This is a genomic window from Rhodococcus sp. P4_C10, from assembly GCF_056402135.1.
In genome coordinates this window covers 88,435-104,346 of the sequence record NZ_JBFUHZ010000002.1, presented here as the reverse complement: position 1 = coordinate 104,346, position 15,912 = coordinate 88,435, and the positions used below count along the sequence as shown (strand labels likewise).

Annotated in this window: 17 protein-coding genes; 7 read left to right on the top strand and 10 right to left on the bottom strand. The window is 69.8% G+C overall.

Going from position 1 to position 15,912, the window contains the following annotated elements; translation table 11 throughout:
* The first annotated feature begins 12 nt into the window (after positions 1-12).
* Together AC1DWC_RS01575 and AC1DWC_RS01570 are read left to right on the top strand one after the other, a co-directional pair.
* The gene (locus AC1DWC_RS01575; protein WP_477905551.1) at positions 13-1,137 is read left to right on the top strand and encodes an NDMA-dependent alcohol dehydrogenase; all 1,125 of its coding nucleotides are present in this window, start codon (positions 13-15) and stop codon (positions 1,135-1,137) included.
* A 29-nt stretch (positions 1,138-1,166) separates the two neighbouring features.
* The gene (locus AC1DWC_RS01570) at positions 1,167-2,591 is read left to right on the top strand and encodes an aldehyde dehydrogenase family protein (protein ID WP_477905549.1); all 1,425 of its coding nucleotides are present in this window, start codon (positions 1,167-1,169) and stop codon (positions 2,589-2,591) included.
* Between the two features lie 9 nt (positions 2,592-2,600).
* Here the strand turns inward: AC1DWC_RS01570 and AC1DWC_RS01565 are convergent, their stop codons facing one another.
* The gene (locus AC1DWC_RS01565; RefSeq protein ID WP_477905547.1) at positions 2,601-3,350 is read right to left on the bottom strand and encodes a VOC family protein; all 750 of its coding nucleotides are present in this window, start codon (positions 3,348-3,350) and stop codon (positions 2,601-2,603) included.
* A 185-nt stretch (positions 3,351-3,535) separates the two neighbouring features.
* Here AC1DWC_RS01565 and AC1DWC_RS01560 point away from each other — a divergent pair, with 185 nt between their 5' ends.
* Entirely contained in the window at positions 3,536-4,555 is a 1,020-nt protein-coding gene (locus AC1DWC_RS01560; protein WP_477905545.1) for an alcohol dehydrogenase catalytic domain-containing protein, read from the top strand.
* 3 nt (positions 4,556-4,558) lie between these two features.
* On the opposite strand, the gene AC1DWC_RS01555 is transcribed toward AC1DWC_RS01560, so the two are convergent.
* A complete protein-coding gene (locus AC1DWC_RS01555) occupies positions 4,559-5,368 on the bottom strand; it encodes an alpha/beta fold hydrolase (RefSeq protein ID WP_477905543.1) in 810 nt (269 codons plus the stop codon).
* A 43-nt stretch (positions 5,369-5,411) separates the two neighbouring features.
* Positions 5,412-6,197 carry an oxidoreductase gene (locus AC1DWC_RS01550; protein WP_477905542.1) on the bottom strand — a complete coding sequence of 262 codons (786 nt, stop codon included), beginning with the start codon at positions 6,195-6,197 and terminating at the stop codon, positions 5,412-5,414.
* Between the two features lie 227 nt (positions 6,198-6,424).
* Here AC1DWC_RS01550 and AC1DWC_RS01545 point away from each other — a divergent pair, with 227 nt between their 5' ends.
* Positions 6,425-7,822, top strand: a complete 1,398-nt coding sequence (locus AC1DWC_RS01545) for a flavin-containing monooxygenase (protein WP_477905540.1) — start codon at positions 6,425-6,427, stop codon at positions 7,820-7,822.
* On the opposite strand, the gene AC1DWC_RS01540 is transcribed toward AC1DWC_RS01545, so the two are convergent.
* Positions 7,809-8,699, bottom strand: a complete 891-nt coding sequence (locus tag AC1DWC_RS01540; protein ID WP_477905538.1) for a LysR family transcriptional regulator — start codon at positions 8,697-8,699, stop codon at positions 7,809-7,811. The genes AC1DWC_RS01545 and AC1DWC_RS01540 overlap by 14 nt on opposite strands.
* 107 nt (positions 8,700-8,806) lie before the next feature.
* Between AC1DWC_RS01540 and AC1DWC_RS01535 the strand changes: the two genes are divergently transcribed.
* The gene (locus AC1DWC_RS01535; protein ID WP_477905535.1) at positions 8,807-9,178 is read left to right on the top strand and encodes a YybH family protein; all 372 of its coding nucleotides are present in this window, start codon (positions 8,807-8,809) and stop codon (positions 9,176-9,178) included.
* Positions 9,179-9,216: 38 nt separating this feature from the next.
* Here AC1DWC_RS01535 and AC1DWC_RS01530 read toward each other — a convergent pair whose 3' ends face one another.
* Complete coding sequence (locus AC1DWC_RS01530; protein ID WP_477905533.1) at positions 9,217-9,612, bottom strand: tautomerase family protein; 396 nt, start codon at positions 9,610-9,612, stop codon at positions 9,217-9,219.
* Between the two features lie 349 nt (positions 9,613-9,961).
* Between AC1DWC_RS01530 and AC1DWC_RS01525 the strand changes: the two genes are divergently transcribed.
* Positions 9,962-10,996 (top strand): alpha/beta hydrolase, encoded by a 1,035-nt coding sequence (locus AC1DWC_RS01525; protein ID WP_477905531.1) that lies wholly within the window; start codon positions 9,962-9,964, stop codon positions 10,994-10,996.
* Between the two features lie 120 nt (positions 10,997-11,116).
* Here the strand turns inward: AC1DWC_RS01525 and AC1DWC_RS01520 are convergent, their stop codons facing one another.
* The 3 genes from AC1DWC_RS01520 to AC1DWC_RS01510 all read right to left on the bottom strand — a co-directional run bounded on the left by AC1DWC_RS01520 (position 11,117) and on the right by AC1DWC_RS01510 (position 12,995).
* Positions 11,117-11,314: a hypothetical protein gene (locus AC1DWC_RS01520; RefSeq protein ID WP_477905529.1), complete on the bottom strand. Its 198-nt coding sequence runs from the start codon at positions 11,312-11,314 to the stop codon at positions 11,117-11,119.
* Between the two features lie 184 nt (positions 11,315-11,498).
* Positions 11,499-12,299 carry a CPBP family intramembrane glutamic endopeptidase gene (locus AC1DWC_RS01515; RefSeq protein ID WP_477905527.1) on the bottom strand — a complete coding sequence of 267 codons (801 nt, stop codon included), beginning with the start codon at positions 12,297-12,299 and terminating at the stop codon, positions 11,499-11,501.
* 99 nt (positions 12,300-12,398) lie between these two features.
* On the bottom strand, positions 12,399-12,995 hold the full coding sequence (locus AC1DWC_RS01510; protein ID WP_477905526.1) for a helix-turn-helix domain-containing protein: 597 nt from the start codon (positions 12,993-12,995) through the stop codon (positions 12,399-12,401).
* A 91-nt stretch (positions 12,996-13,086) separates the two neighbouring features.
* Here AC1DWC_RS01510 and AC1DWC_RS01505 point away from each other — a divergent pair, with 91 nt between their 5' ends.
* A complete protein-coding gene (locus AC1DWC_RS01505) occupies positions 13,087-14,079 on the top strand; it encodes an NAD(P)/FAD-dependent oxidoreductase (RefSeq protein WP_477905524.1) in 993 nt (330 codons plus the stop codon).
* A 36-nt stretch (positions 14,080-14,115) separates the two neighbouring features.
* Here the strand turns inward: AC1DWC_RS01505 and AC1DWC_RS01500 are convergent, their stop codons facing one another.
* Together AC1DWC_RS01500 and mshC are read right to left on the bottom strand one after the other, a co-directional pair.
* Positions 14,116-14,517, bottom strand: coding sequence for a DUF1622 domain-containing protein (locus AC1DWC_RS01500; protein ID WP_477905521.1), 402 nt, complete (start codon positions 14,515-14,517; stop codon positions 14,116-14,118).
* Positions 14,518-14,640: 123 nt separating this feature from the next.
* Positions 14,641-15,882, bottom strand: a complete 1,242-nt coding sequence (mshC, locus tag AC1DWC_RS01495; RefSeq protein ID WP_477905519.1) for a cysteine--1-D-myo-inosityl 2-amino-2-deoxy-alpha-D-glucopyranoside ligase — start codon at positions 15,880-15,882, stop codon at positions 14,641-14,643.
* Positions 15,883-15,912: the final 30 nt, after the last annotated feature.

Below are 15,912 nucleotides of genomic sequence, written 5' to 3'. Positions count from 1 at the left end.
GAAGGAGCAATCTTGAAGACCAAGGCAGCTGTACTCCGCGGTGTCGGCGAGGACTGGAAGGTCGAGGAGGTCGACCTCGGAGATCCCGTGGACGGAGAGGTCCAGGTTCGCCTGACCAGCTCCGGAATGTGCCACTCCGACCACCACCTGCGCACCGGGCACAGCCCGGTCCCCTTCCCCGCCATCGGCGGTCACGAGGGCGCGGGCATCGTCACGAAGGTCGGCCGGGGCGTCAGCCGGCTCGCCGAGGGCGACCACGTCGTCACCGCGTTCATCCCGGCCTGCGGCGTGTGCAAGCCGTGTTCGATGGGCCTGCAGAACATCTGCGACGAGGGCGCCGGACTGCTCACCGGGCTCTCGATCGCCGACAAGTCATACCGGGTCACCCAGGACGGCGTGGGTCTCACGCAGATGTGCCTGCTCGGCACGTTCTCCCCCTACATCACGGTCAACCAGGCGTCACTTGTCAAGGTGGAGGACGACATTCCGCTGAAGTCGGCGGCGCTGCTCGGTTGCGGCGTCGCCACCGGGTGGGGATCGGCGACCGAGGCCGGCGGCACCAAGGTCGGCGACACGGTGGTGGTGGTCGGGGTCGGCGGTGTCGGCATCAACTCCGTCCAGGGTGCGCACGCCGCCGGCGCCCGGTTCGTCGTCGCGATCGACCCGGTCGAGTTCAAGCGGACCGAGGCGATCCGGTTCGGCGCCACCCACGCCTTCGCCTCGATCGAGGAGGCCGCCGCGACGATCGGCGAGATCACCTGGGGCGAGATGGCCAACGTCACGGTCATCACCGTCGGCGAGATCACCGGCGACATCATCGCGCCCTCGATGAGCATCACGGCCAAGGGCGGCACCGTCGTGGTGGTCGGCATGGGCGACTACACCGACACCAACGTGACCCTGAGCCTGTTCGAGCTGACCCTGCTGCAGAAACGCCTGCAGGGCGCGATCTTCGGCGGCATCGGGCCGCGCACCCAGATCCCGGCCCTGCTCAACGAGTATCGCAGCGGCGCGCTGAAACTCGACGAGCTGATCACCCGGACGTACACGCTCGAGGAGATCAACCAGGGCTACGACGACATGCTGGCAGGCAGGAACCTGCGCGGCGTCATCGAGTTCACCGACGCCGACTACTGACCGCCGACCGACCAACGGAGCAGGCAGACATGAGCACACATCATTTCGACCAGCTGTACATCGGCGGGCAGTGGGTCCCCTCCCAGGGAACCGCGAGCATCGACGTCCTCAACCCCGCCACCGAGGAGGTCATCGCCGCGATACCGGACGGCAGTCCCGCCGACGTGGACGCCGCGGTTGCCGCGGCCCGGGCCGCGTTCGAGGACTGGTGGCACACCCCGGTCGACAAACGCGCCACCTACCTGCGGGCCGTCGCGCAGGGCCTGATCGACCGCGCAGACGAAGTCGCGCAGACGATCTCGGACGAGATGGGGTCCCCGCTCTCGTTCGCGGCGGCGGTGCAGGTGCCGATGCCGATCAACAGCTTCCTGCACGCCGCCGAGGTGGCCGAGTCCTTCGAGTTCGAGACCGAGCGCGGCAACTCGCTCATCGTCCGCGAACCGGTCGGGGTCGTCGGCGCGATCACCCCGTGGAACTACCCGCTGCACCAGATCGCGGGCAAGGTCGCCTACGCGCTCGCCGCCGGCAACACCGTGGTCGTCAAACCCAGCGAGGTGGCGCCGCTCGACGCCTGGCTGCTGGCGGAGATCGTCGATGCCGTCGGCCTGCCCAAGGGGGTGTTCAACCTGGTCAGCGGCACCGGACCGGTGGTCGGCGAGGCCATCGCCTCGCACCCAGACGTCGACCTCGTGTCCTTCACCGGGTCCACGCGTGCCGGCACCCGGGTCAGCGAACTGGCCGCCCGCACAGTCAAACGGGTCACCCTCGAACTCGGCGGCAAGAGCGCCAACGTGGTGCTCCCCGACGCCGACCTCGACGCGGTGGTGCCGCACGCCGTGCAGATGGCGTTCCTGAACTCCGGCCAGACCTGCTCGGCGCTGACGCGACTGATCGTCCCCCGGGACAGGCTCACCGAGGTCGAGTCCGCGGTCAAGGCCGCCGCGGAGTCGGTCGCCGTCGGCAAACCCGCCGACGCGGGAACCGTGCTCGGCCCCCTGGTCTCGAAGACGCAACTGGACCGCGTCCGCGGCTACATCGACCGCGGCGTGGCGGAGGGCGCCACCCTTCTCACCGGCGGCAGCGGACCGCTCCCCGGACTGCCGGCCGGGTACTACGTCAGGCCCACCGTGTTCTCGGATGTGACCCCGGACATGACGATTCACCGGGAGGAGATCTTCGGGCCGGTCCTCTCGATCGTCCCCTACGACACCGAGGACGAGGCCGTCGTCATTGCCAACGACACCGACTACGGCCTCTCGGGCGCGGTGTGGTCGCGGGACGTCGACCGGGCCCGCGCGGTGGCCGGTCGTCTCCGGACCGGTCAGGTCGCGGTCAACGGCGGTGCGTTCAACCTGAACGCACCGTTCGGCGGCTACAAGCAGTCCGGCAACGGCCGTGAGTTCGGACCCGACGGCCTCGCCGAGTTCCTGGAGACGAAGTCCATCCAGTTCTGACGCTCGTCCCTAGCGCTCGTCCGCCATGTACTGCGCGTACCAGTCCGGCCAGTCCGGGTCGGCCTGCCCGATCTGTTCCTCGTGCCTGCCGTGCGCGGCGGCCGCGCGGCGCAGCGCCTCCGCCAGGTCGGCGGCGGAGGCGTAGGCGACCGGACCGGAGGTCACCACCCGGCCGGGTTGCCGGGTGGTGACCTCCTGCACGAACCAGGTGTTGCCGTCCGGGTCGGCGAAGGACAGCCACGAGCAGTAGCTCAGGCGGTCCGGGTCCGGCCCGGGGACCCGGCCGGTGGCCCCGGCGTGGTGGTACACCCCACCGGTGTCGTGGAAGACGTCGCTGACCGGCGCACCGCGGCTCGCCAGGTCGGCCCTGGCCGCCTCGATGTCGGTGACCACGAGCTGCGGGCCGTCCGCCGAGCCGGGGGCCGCCGAGGTGACACCGGTGCCGAAGATGACCGAGCAGGCCGAACCCGGCGGTGTCAGCTGCACCACCCGGAAATCCGGGCCGGTGGTGACGTCGGCGTCCTCACGCCACCCGAGCGACTGGTAGAAGTCCTTGGCCCGCTCCACATCGGAGACCGGCAAAACCACAATCTCGAGTTTCGTGTCCACGGCCACCACTCCTCCGTTGCTGCCGGCCGATGTCACCGCCGGCCGATGCCTCTCGGGCAGGCCCGACATCCACACTCCCACCACGAAACGCCGAAAGTCCATCACCCGTAGCACCTCGAAGGAGATGGCGACCGGCCGGGCGATGGTCATCGCGACGGATGGGCACTACGCTCGAAACATCGACGCCGAATGCCGGTGGGCCCCGTCAGGACGGGGCGCGCCGCGGCGGTCCGGACCGTCTCTGCACCCAACTCCTGGCGAGTATCTCTGCCCCGCACGACATCTCGTACGGTCCTCCGACCCGCGTTGATCACGCCAGGGAGGAGATACACGTCATGGCCATTATCCGGTCCGTCCAGGTAGACCAGCCCGGCGCCGAACTGCGCGTCACCACCCGCGAGATTCCCGACCCCGATCCGGGTCAGGTGCGGGTCACCGTGGAGGCCTGCGGCATCTGTCACTCCGACGACGCGTTCGTCACCAACGCGCTGCCCGGCGTGACCTTCCCGGTGACCCCCGGCCACGAAATCGCGGGTCGCATCGACGCGGTCGGCGAGGCGGTCGCCCGCTGGCGCCCCGGGGATCGGGTGGCGGTCGGCTGGTTCGGCGGCGCGTGCCTGTACTGCGACCCGTGCCGGGACGGGGACTTCATGCACTGCGAGAACCTCCAGGTTCCCGGCTGGCACTACCCGGGCGGGTACGCCGACGCGGTGGTGGTGCCCGCCAACGCGATCGCCCGCATCCCCGACGAGTTCACCGCCGCCGAGGCCGGGCCCATGGCCTGCGCCGGGGTGACCACCTACAACTCGCTGCGCCGGAGTTCGGCCCGGCCCGGCGACCTGGTCGCGGTCCTCGGCCTCGGTGGCCTCGGGCACCTGGGCGTCCAGTTCGCGGCGAAGATGGGTTTCGACACGGTGGCGATCGCCCGCGGCCCGGACAAGGAACCGCTTGCCCGCCAGCTCGGCGCCCGGCACTACATAGACTCCACCACGCAGGACGTCGCCGTCGAGCTGACCAGTCTGGGCGGTGCCCGGGTCGTCCAGGCCACCGCCGCCAACTCCGCGGCCATGGCCGCCACCATCGACGGGCTCTCCGCGGACGGCGAACTGATCGTCATCGGCGCCGTCCCGGATCCGATCCCGGTCAGCCCCTTCCAACTGATCTTCCAGTCCCGCGCGGTGCGCGGGCACCCGGCCGGCACCGCCCGCGACGTCGAACGGACCCTGGACTTCGCGGCCCTCACCGGCATCCGTCCCATGATCGAGCAGGTCCCGCTGATCGACGCGCCGGCCGCGTATCGCCACGCCCTCAGCGGCAAGGCCCGATTCCGCGTCGTCCTGACGACCGGGCTCTGACCGCTACGAGCCGTTGGCCGCCGCGACGATCGTGTCGGCCACCACGCCGGGCTGCGAGACCAGCGCGACGTGCGAGGCCTGGACCTCGCTGGTGTGCGCGTGCATGCGGTCGGCCATGAACCGCTGCGCCGCCGGCGGGATCACCGTGTCGCCCGCCGAGACCAGGTACCAGCTCGGGGTGTTCGACCACGACGTGGGCCCGGACGGTTCGAGGTTCGCCCACAGGGCGATCGAGCGCTGGTGGGCGAGCATGGTCGCGGCGACACTGTCGCTGACGTCGGGCGCGAACACCTGGTGGAAGTATGCGTCGGCGATGTAGCCGTCAAGGTTCTTGCCGCCGATCGCGTGCGCGTCGTCGACGACCTTCACCTGCAGGGCCGGCGGCAGGAGTTGGCTGCCCGGGAACCGGATCGGATCCAGTGCCAGCTGAACCGGCTCGCCCTGCGCCGGGCCGAAGGCCGCCACGTAGACGAGCGCCTTCACGTTCGGGTTGTGGGTGTTGGTGATGACCGCACCGCCGTAGGAGTGTCCGACGAGCACCACCGGACCCGAGATGCCGGCGAGCGTCTTCTCGATCGCGGCGGAGTCGTAGCCGGGTCCGCGCAGTGGGTTGTCCGGTACGACGACGGTGTAGCCGCGGCCCCGCAGATTCGCCGCGACGCCGTCCCAACTGGTGGTGTCGGCAAACGCCCCGTGCACCAGCACGATCGTGGGCAGCGGTTTCGCGGCCGCCGGGATCGCGGTCGTCACGGCGGCCATGACCACCAGGGCCACCATGACGAAGGCCGACCTGGCGAGTTGGGTGATTCTCATGAGGTGTCCCTTCCTGCCCGTTTCTTCGGTGATCGGCTTCTACCTACACGGTGGTGATGAATCCGCCGTCGATGGTCATGTCCGCGCCGGTGATGTTCGCGGCCCGGTCGGAGGCCAGGAACACCACCAGGTCGGCGACCTCGTCGGGGGTGGTGAACCGCCCGGTCGCGGTGCCGGCGACGGCGCCGTCCGCGACCTCCTGGGCGCTCGCGCCGCTCGACTTCCCGATCACGTCCGCGACGCCGCCGTCGCCGAACCACAGGTCCGTCGACACCGGGCCCGGGCTGACGGAGTTGGCGCGAACACCCTTGGGGCCCAGCTCTTTCGACAGGGCCTTGGTGAGGTTGGTGAGCGCGGCCTTGACCGCGCAGTAGTCGGGTATGCCGGGATCGGGGTAGAACGCGTTGACCGAGCCGATCGTGACGATGGACCCGCTGCCGCGCGCGGTCATCCCCGGGATCGCGGCGCGGGTTGTCCGGACCGCGGCCATCATCCCGAGTGACCACGCGGCGTTCCAGTCCTCGTCGGTGACCGAGACGAAGCCACCGGGCCGCGGGGTGACCGCGCCGGCATTGTTGACCAGGATGTCGACACCGCCCAGCCGCTCGGCGGCCGCGACCAGCGCGATCGGCCCCTCGGCCGTGGACAGGTCACAGGCGACGAAGGTGACCTTCCCTTCGGACTCGAGGGCCTCCAGTTGCGGTGTACGGGTTCGTGATCCGGCGACCACCTGCGCACCGGCCGCGGCGAGGCTGCGGGTGATCGCCAGGCCGATGCCCTTGCTGGCGCCGGTCACCACCGCGGATCTTCCATCGAGGTGCAGGTCCATCGGACACCCTCCCGGGTGGATGCGAACTCCATCCGGCCACCGCGGCTGCGGTGGCCATCACCGCGAACTCGAGGACCCCGCGACGAATGTGTCCGTAGTCAGGCGCAGTCCACCTGCGACATTAGCCCCACACCGGCGTGCATGTCGGCCGAACTTCCCCATCTCCGGCGACCCCCGTCGGCTTCGATCCCTGTCGGAGCACCGCTTCCCCGTGCCACCATGACGACATGTCCTACATGGTCAAGGCCGGGCATCGAGCGCCAGCCCAGCGTGCGCCGATCACCCCCGACCCCACCTTGCCGCGGGTCTGCGTGATCGGCGCCGGGTCGAGCGGGATCACCGCGGCCAAGGCGCTCTACGGCGCGCGCGTCCCGTTCGAGTGCTACGAACAGGGCCCGGTCGTCGGCGGCAACTGGGTCTACGACAACCCCAACGGCCGGTCCGCCTGCTACGACACCCTCGAGATCAACACGTCCTGCCCACGGATGGCCTACTCCGACTTCCCGATGCCGCAGGACTACCCGGCCTACGCCATGCACCACCAGGTCGCCGCCTACTTCCGGGACTACGTCGAGCACTTCGGCTTCGGCGATCGCCTCACGTTCTCCACCACCGTCGACCGGGTCGACCGGGAGGCCGACGGCCGCTGGTCGGTCACCGTCACCGGGCCCGACGGAACGCGCACCGAGGAGTTCGACGCGGTCGTCGTCGCGACCGGCCACCACTGGGACGCGCGGTGGCCCGAGCCGGCCTACCCGGGCACGTTCGACGGGCAGCAGATCCACTCGCACGACTACCGCAACGCCGACCAGCTAAAAGGGCGGGACGTCCTCGTGGTGGGCGCGGGCAACTCGGCGATGGACATCGCGGTGGCGGCCGCCGAGTGTGCCCGGTCGGCGTCGATCTCCCAGCGTCGCGGCGAGTGGGTGCTGCGCAAGTTCCTGCTCGGGCGGCCGTCGGACCAGATCGCGCTGCCGGCGTGGCTGCCCTGGTGGGTGACCAGCGCCCGGCTGGCCTTCGGTGCCGCCCTCTCCGGCAACGTGGCCAAGCTCGGTCTTCCGCAGCCGAAGCACCGTCCCGGACAGTCGCACCCGGTGCAGTCCGAGGGCATCCGGGACGCCCTGCGCTCCGGACGCCTGACCCCTCGGCCCGGCATCGAGCGGCTCGACGGCGACCGTGTCGTCTTCGTGGACGGGAGCAGCGCACCGGCCGACCTGATCGTGTGGGCGACCGGGTACCGGGTGTCCTTCCCGTTCCTCGACCCGGACCTGCTGAGCGTCGAGGAAAACGACCTGCCGCTGTGGAAGCGGACCGTCCACCCCGACCTGCCCGGCCTGTACTTCGTGGGGCTGTTGCAGCCGGTGGGTGCGGTGATGCCGCTCGCCGAGGCACAGGGCGTCTGGATCGCCGAGACGGTGCGCGGCGACTACGTCGCCCCGGACGACACCGAGGTGCGGGCGCAGATGACCCGGGACGACCAGCTCTACAAGAAGCGGTTCTACAAGTCCGCCCGTCACACCATGGAGGTCGACTTCGACCACTACCTGTGGGAGCTGGGCCGTGAACGCCGGCGGGGTGCCCGCCGCGCCAGTGCGGCGGTCGCCGCGTCCGTCAGGCCGGGGTAGGACCCTCGCCGAAGGCGAGTCGGCAGTGCCGCACGAACTCACGCAGCGCCGGGGTGCCCGTCTGACCCCAGACCAGCGCCAGCACCGCGGGGATCCCGACGTCGTCGATCACCCGGGCGACGAGCCCGTCGTACCCGCCCGCCATCGACTCGCTGAGGATCGCCACGCCGAGGCCACGGGTCGCGAGGTCCGCCACCGCGTCCGGCGCGCTGGCCTGCAACGCGATCTCCGGTCGGGCCCCGACCGCCGCGCAGGCCTGGTCGAAGACCGTGCGGATCCCCGTGCCCTTCGGCATGCAGACGATGGGGTGCCGCGCCAGGTCCTCGATCCGCACCCGTCGCAGCCCCGTCAGCGGGTGGCCGGGCGGCGCCGCCACCACGAGTCGCTCGCTGACGATCTGCAGCGCGTCCAGTCCCGGCGGCGGGGCCGATGCGGACCCGACCAGGGCCAGGTCCACCGCGCCGGACCGCACCTTGTCCACCAGCCGATCCGACCCGTCCTCGACGAGGGTGATCTCGACCCCGGGATGAGCGGTGTGGAAGGCCGCCAGCGCGTCGAACAGCCCCGTGACGGTGCACGCGGTGACCATGCCGACCACCAGCCGACCCCGGATCAGGGTGGTCACCTCGTCGACGGCCTGCCGGACCGCCTCCGCCGACGTGAGCGCGGCGCGGGCGTGTGCGATCGCCGCCTTGCCCGCGGTGGTCAGGGTGGCGGTGCGGCTCGAACGGTCGATCAGGCGGGCACCGAGGTCGCGTTCGAGCTGGCGGATCTGCGCGCTGATCCCGGACTGGCTGACGTGCATGCGTTCGGCGGCCCGGGTGAAGTTGCGTTCCTCGGCCACCGCGACGAGGTACTCCAGCTGCCGCAATTCCATGACTGCAGATTCTAGTTCCTAGAAGAACTATCTGTTGGACACATGGCAGACGACCCGGAAGACTGGACCGTGTCGGCAGAACCGTCCATCCGAGCAAAGGAATTGCCATGTCGCCCAACGAGAAAGCGCTCGTCCCGGAAGACCTCACCCGCCTGTTCGTCGAACGCAGCAATGCCGGCGACGCGGCCGGGGTCGCGGCGCTCTACGAGGAGGACGCCGTGATGGCGTACCCACCCGGCGGCCAGACCGTGGGCCGCGCCGCAATCCAGGCACTCTGGGAGTCGGTGCTGGCCCACGCGCCGCGTTTCGAGCAGGAGCCGCCGCTGCCGACGCTGATCAGCGGCGACATCGCGCTGACGTCGACTCCCCCGAGGGACGGTGCGGGCGCCCGGGCCCAGGTCGCCCGCAGGCAGGCGGACGGAAGCTGGTTACGGGTGCTCGATCAGCCGGAGTTCGTGACGCCGACCGACGGCTCGTAGACGGACTGCTGGTCAGCAGGCCGCGTCGACAATGCCCGTCATACATGCACGTTGAAGCCGAGGTCGACGTCGCAGGCGGCTTGCCCTCCCCTGATCCCCCAGTTCTCGGGTTCGATCTCCCTGAGAGTGATCGTGATGTGGTCTCGGGGGATGCCGAGCGCCGCGAGGCGGTCGACGATTTCGGCATAGAGGTTCCGCTTGGCCTGCCCTGATCGACCTGCGAAACAGTCGATCGAAACGATGGTGCAGAACTCGGGTTCCGCCAGATGCGGCGGGCAGGCGAACCTGTGGGGCTCATGTGCGATGAGCCGCACATGCTTGTCCTGCGGCGGGATGAGGAAGGCGGCCACCAGCGCGCCATGGACCGCGTCGATGATGGCAACTTCATCCGCTTCCGAATAGCGTCGGCGAACCTCGATCAGGGCGGTAGGCATGGCGCCTACCTTGTCAGATCCGCATCAGGTCTTGGTCGCGATCCGCGACTTCGTCGTGACGCCGGCTCGCCCAGGAGTTGGCCGGCGATCTCCGTGGTCCCACGGACCAGCTGCCCAGCACTTCGCGAACACCGAAGCCCGAGGACTGGTTTGCGATGTCGTCGGCGTGGGATGAATCGACGGGCGAATCCCGAGCCGGTAAGGCTGATCGGGAAATTCGCCGCACTTCAGACGATACGATGCTGCACCAGTGCCGGGTCCGCGGGGAGGCTGGGTGCTGAGTTGACGACCGACCGTGAGCACCTTCGGTGTTACGCGGCATGTTTCGAGTTCAGGGGAGGACGTCCGTATGAGGAGTTCGAAGGTCGGGCGCGGCCGGGGTCTCGCGGCTGCGGTGGTCGTGTCAGCCGCCTCGCTGCTGGCGATCCCTGCGACAGCTTCTGCTGCCGGTGACACCGCCGCCACATCGAACGCCACCGGCTCTTACCTGGTGAGCACCACCAAGAACTCCGACCGCAAGGTCACCATCTCGGTGTACTCGCCGTCGATGGATCGGAAGATCCCCCTCGAAGTCATCCTTCCCTCGGACACCGGCGAGCCGCGACCGACGCTGTATCTCCTCAACGGCGCGGGCGGCGGCGAGGACTCGGCCACCTGGCAGCGCAAGACCGACGTCATGAACTTCTTCAAGGACAAGAACGTCAACGTCGTCACCCCGCTCGAGGGTGCCTTCAGCTACTACACCGACTGGGTCAAGGACGATCCGAAACTCGGCCGCCAGAAGTGGCAGACCTTCCTGAACGAGGAGCTTCCGCCCGTCATCGACGCCGCGTTCAACACCGACAAAGTGCAGTCCATTGCCGCGATCTCCATGACCGCAACCTCGGTGCTCAATCTCGCGATCGCGAAGCCCGGCTTCTACAAGAGTGTCGGCTCGTACAGTGGCTGTGCAGAGACCAGCACCTTCGCCGGTCAAGAGGCGATCCGTGTGGTCACCGGTACACGCGGCGGCGGCGACGTCACCAACATGTGGGGTCCCCTCGACGGGCCGGGCTGGGTGGAGAACGATCCCGTCGTCAACGCCGAGAAGCTCCGCGGGACCGACCTCTACGTCGCCGCCAGCTCCGGACTCCCCGGCCCGCACGAGACGCTGGACGCGCCCGGCATCAACGGCCAGGTGGGGGCGCTCGCCAACCAGGTCATCGTCGGCGGCGTCATCGAGGCCGCCACGAACTACTGCACCCACAATCTCGCCAACCGTCTTGCACAGTTGAACATTCCGGCGACGTTCGACTTCAAGCCCGGCGGCACCCACTCGTGGGGCTACTGGCAGGACGACCTGCACAACTCCTGGCCGATGATTGCCCGGTCGTTGGGAGTCTAGGCAGCCGTCAGGAGCGACATTGCCTGTGGACCGAGCTGGCGATTGTGCGCCAGCTCCGTCCGCTGCTTCCATCGAGAGGCGGCCAAACCATGGCGGGCGGACGTTCGACCAGCCTCAGAATCAGCCCTGCTCGAGCTCGGGGTGGCGCTGGAGCAGTTCGCACTCAACTCGGTGAAGTGAGGCAATCTCTGCGTTCACGTCATCGAGCCGTCGCCTCAATCGGTCCAGGCGAGCCTCGAGTTCGCGGCCATCGAGCAGGAGATCCTCCCGCTCGATCAGTAGGCGAGCGACCTGATCTGCAGCGGGGTTCGTGCCCATTCACTCAGGATATGGCGATGAGAGGGCGCATGCCGCGGGAGTCCGTCACTGGATCGGCTCTAGCTTGGGTGACGGCGACGACGTGGATTGCCGAGTTCAGGGTGCGGTGGCCGGACCGGGACAGTCGATGGCGCCTGCTTGTCGGCGCTGGCGCCCTCGACGGGCGCCAGCCTCGACAGCCGACTCAGAACGCGATGAACGCCGCGTTGACGATCACGGCCTGGGTGAACAACGTCCAGTCGTTGATGATGTGCGCGCCCGCGGACACCCACAGGTTCTTGGTCCGGATGTAGGCCAGCGTGAGCACAATTCGGGCGCCGCCGATGACGATGAAGGCCTGGGCGAAGTTCCAGTCGTAGGTCGGCAGGTGGGCGGCGGCAAACCAGGCGGAGCTGATCAGCCAGGCCAGCAGGATCGCGGTCTTGCGAGACACCTTCACCTTGGTGAACAGGAAGTACATGACCGCGAGGAACGGGATGATCGTGAAGACCTCCTCACCGACCAGCTGGAAGCCGGTGCCCACGTAGAAGGCAACGGTGTCGAGTGCGCCGCCGCTGCCGGCCTCCGAGATCGCGTCATTCTCGGCCGCCCCGAACAGGGACTTGACGATCAATGCAAGGGCGAATGTGACCACCAGGTTGAGCACGGCGAAGCCGATCATGGTGCGGACGTCGCGGCCGTGCACGCGGCGGAACAGCGCCCGCCAGTGATCCCGTGTCACCACCGCCAGGACGCCCAGCGGAATGCCGACGAACAGGATCCGCGGAATCAGTGCCACGAGGTTGTTGGGCTGAGGGATGAGGATTAGTGCCGCGAAACCCACCACCACGGAGGCGAGCACCAGGAGCCACTGCCGCACGGACAACGCCGCGGGCCGGTCGTTGTAGAAGGGGAAGTCGGCGTCGTCACTGCGTTCGATCAGGTGACCGAATCGTTCGTTCGCTGCCTGCTCCGGAAGCGCGTGTGCGCCGGTGGTGCCACTCATCTGTATGCCCCTTTTGGGTAGTTCGACGCAGGGCGCAATCCTCGCAGCCGGACCCGCGCCGCGCGCACCCGGGGCGCCCCGCACCGTCGGCGTGTCGCGTCAGGCAGACGCGCCCGGCCGGGTGCGGACATGCGCGCGTTCGCCCTGCGGGCCGAACAGGCTGAGTATCTCCACTGGCTCGTCGCCGGTGTTGCCGAACCAGTGCGGGGTCCGGGTGTCGAACTCCGCGACCTCCCCCGGCGTCATGACGATGTCGTGCTCGCCGAGCAGCAGCCGCAGCCGCCCGGAGAGCACGTACAGCCACTCGTAGCCCTCGTGCACCTGGAGCTTCGGTTCGCCGGCGGGCATGTGCGGCGGGATCACGTGCTTGAACGCCCGGACCCCGCCGGGTCGCCGCGTCAACGGGATGATCGCCATCCCGTTCCGGCTGATCGGCCGGGCGTGGATCCGCGGATCACCGGTGGCCGGCGCGTCGACCAGCTCGTCCAGGGGAAGCTGATGGGCGCGGGCCAACGGCAGCAACAGCTCCAGCGTGGGCCGTCGCTGACCGGACTCGAGCCGGGACAGGGTGCTGACCGAGATCCCGGTCGACTCCGACAGCTGCGCGAGCGTCGCACCGCGTTGCAGGCGCAGCACCCGCAGCCGCGGCCCCACCGCGTCGAGGACGTCGTCGAGGGCGTGCGGGTCTTCGCTCATCCCCTCAGTTTGCCGTCTCGGCAATAGAACTTGCCAGCATCCCGTCCGCGGGCGAAGAGTCGGACTCCACCGACGAGCACGAGGAGCACAGATGAACGAGAAGTACGACGTTGTTGTCGTGGGCGGCGGAGCGGCCGGGCTCAGCGGGGCACTGACGCTGTCGCGGGCCTGCCGCTCCGTCCTGGTCGTCGACGCCGGCGCCCCGCGTAACGCCCCGGCCGCACACATGCACAACTACCTGGGCCGCGAGGGCGACAACCCCGCCACCCTGCTGGCCGACGGACGCGACGAAATCGCCGGCTACGGCGCCGAGCTGGTCACCGGCAGCGTCGCCACGGCCGAGGCGGCGGACGGCGGATTCCGCGTCGAGCTGGCGGACGGCCGCCGGGTGGCCTCGCGGCGGCTGCTGGTCACCACCGGGCTGGTCGACGAGCTGCCCGACGTGCCCGGACTGGCGCAGAGGTGGGGTCGCGAGGTGCTGCACTGCCCGTACTGCCACGGCTGGGAGGTCCGCGACCAGAGGATCGGCGTGCTGTCCACCGGGCCGCTGGCCGTGCACCAGGCGTTGATGTGGCGGCAGTGGAGCGCGGAGGTGACCCTGTTCCTGTACGACGGCCCCGAGCCGACCGCGGACGAGGCCGAGCAGCTCGCCGCCCGGGGCATCGCCGTCGTGGCCGAGAAGGTGACCGGCCTGGAGGTGTCCGAGGACCGGCTCACCGGCGTGCAGCTGGCCACCGGCGAGCGCGTCGACTGCCGGGCCCTGGTGGTCTCGCCGCTCTTCGCCGCCCGCGCCGACTTCCTCGTGGGTCTGGGCCTCGAGCCGGCCGAGATGGAGATGGGCGGCCACGTGATCGGCACCCACATCCCCGTCGACGCGATGGGCGCCACCACGGTGCCCGGGGTGTGGGCTGCGGGCAACGTCACCGACCCGCGCGCCCAGGTGATCGGGGCCGCCGCGGCCGGGGTGATGGCCGGCGCTGCGCTGAACGCGGACCTGATCGCCGAGGACACCCGGCTGGCCGTCGCCGCCCGGCGCGACGCCGGTTCGCCTCGGGTACAGCAGGACTCGGCTGTCACGGACTAGCGGGGCGATCGCGGCCGGCGGTTCACGCCGGCCGCGTCAGCGCGCCTCGTCGCCGGCCTGACGTGCTGCCCGCGCCAACACCTGCGGGCCGGTGGTCAGCGCCCGCTTCCACGGCGGCACCCCCTCGATCTCCACCTCGATGGACAGGCTCAGCACGGTCCGGATCAGCACGATCAGGCCCAGGATTGCCGCGTCGGTCAGCGACGGTGTGGAGGTGACGGTCTTGACGATGTCCGCCGCGACGAGCAGCTCCAGGCCGAGCAGGATTGCCCCGCCGAGGGATTCGCGCAGGGTCTTGAACGCCCGCGCGCCGTCGTCCGTCCGCTTCCAGGTGAGCGCGGCGAGGAGGAACGCGAAGACGAACCCCACCACCATCGACAGGACCCCGAGCACCTCGAAGGCCTCGGTTGCCAGCTCGAAGAACCTGACTGTGTCCATCTGCCCATCTAATCCGAGGTGACGCTCCCCCGCCCACCGAACCGGCCGGAGTCACCCGTCCCCAATGTCACATCGGGGATCCCCAAGGGACCCAGTGTGACATTGGGGAGAAGGCGGCGGAGGTCAGCGCAGGGACACGCCCAGCAGCGAGTCCACCGCGTCGGAGACCAGACCGGGCGCCGCCGCGTCGGCCCCGCCGTGCTCGACGGCGCGACGCGCCCAGCCGTCCACCGCGTCGAGGGCCTTGGGGGTGTCCAGGTCGTCGGCCAGGTGCTGACGCAGCCGAGCGACGGTGTCCTCGGCGTTCTGCGCGGTCGGCCGTGCCGCGGCCCGGCGCCACAGGTCCAGCCGCTGTTCGGCGGCGGTGAGGACCTCCGCCGTCCAGGCCCGGTCGGTCCGGTAGTGACCGGAGAGCAGGCCCAGCCGGATCGCCATCGGGTCGATGCCCTCGCCGCGCAGCTTGGAGACGAACACCAGGTTGCCGCGGCTCTTGGACATCTTCTCGCCGTCCAGTCCGATCATCCCGGCATGGACGTAGTGCCGGGCGAAACGTCGCTCCAGGACCAGGGATTCGGCGTGCGCGGCGGAGAACTCGTGGTGCGGGAAGATCAGGTCGCTGCCGCCGCCCTGCACGTCGAAGCCGGAGCCGATGCGGTTGAGCGCGATCGCCGAGCACTCGATGTGCCAGCCGGGCCGGCCCGCGCCGAAGGGCGACGGCCAGGACGGCTCGCCCGGCCGCTGCGCCCGCCACACCAGGGCGTCGAGCGGGTCCCGCTTGCCGGGGCGGTCCGGGTCGCCGCCGCGCTCGGCGAAGAATCGCTCCATGGTCTCGCGGTCGTAGCCCGACTCGTAGCCGAACTGCTCGGTGGCGTCGGCCCGGAAGTAGACGTCCGGGTACTCGGCGTCCTCCACCACGTACGCGGCCCCGGCGGCGAGCAGCTTCTCCACCATCTCGACGACCTCGTTCACGGACTCGACCGCGCCGATGTAGTCGCGCGGCGGCAGCACCCGCAGCGCCTCCATGTCCTCGCGGAACAGCGCGGTCTCGCGCATGCCGAGCACCACCCAGTCCTCGCCGTCGCGCTCGGCCCGCTCGAACAGCGGGTCGTCGACGTCGGTGACGTTCTGCACGTAGTGCACCTCGTGCCCGGCGTCCCGCCAGAGCCTGTTCACCAGGTCGAAGGCGAGGTAGGTCGCCGCGTGACCGAGGTGGGTCGCGTCGTACGGGGTGATCCCGCAGACGTACATCGTGGCGACGGCGCCCGGCGTGACGGGCCGGACCCGGCGGTCCGCGGTGTCGAAAAGGCGCAGGGGCGGACCCTGACCGGGGACGGTGGGAACGGCAATGTCGGACCAGGACTGCATGGCCCCGAGCCTATCGGAGGCCCGGACACG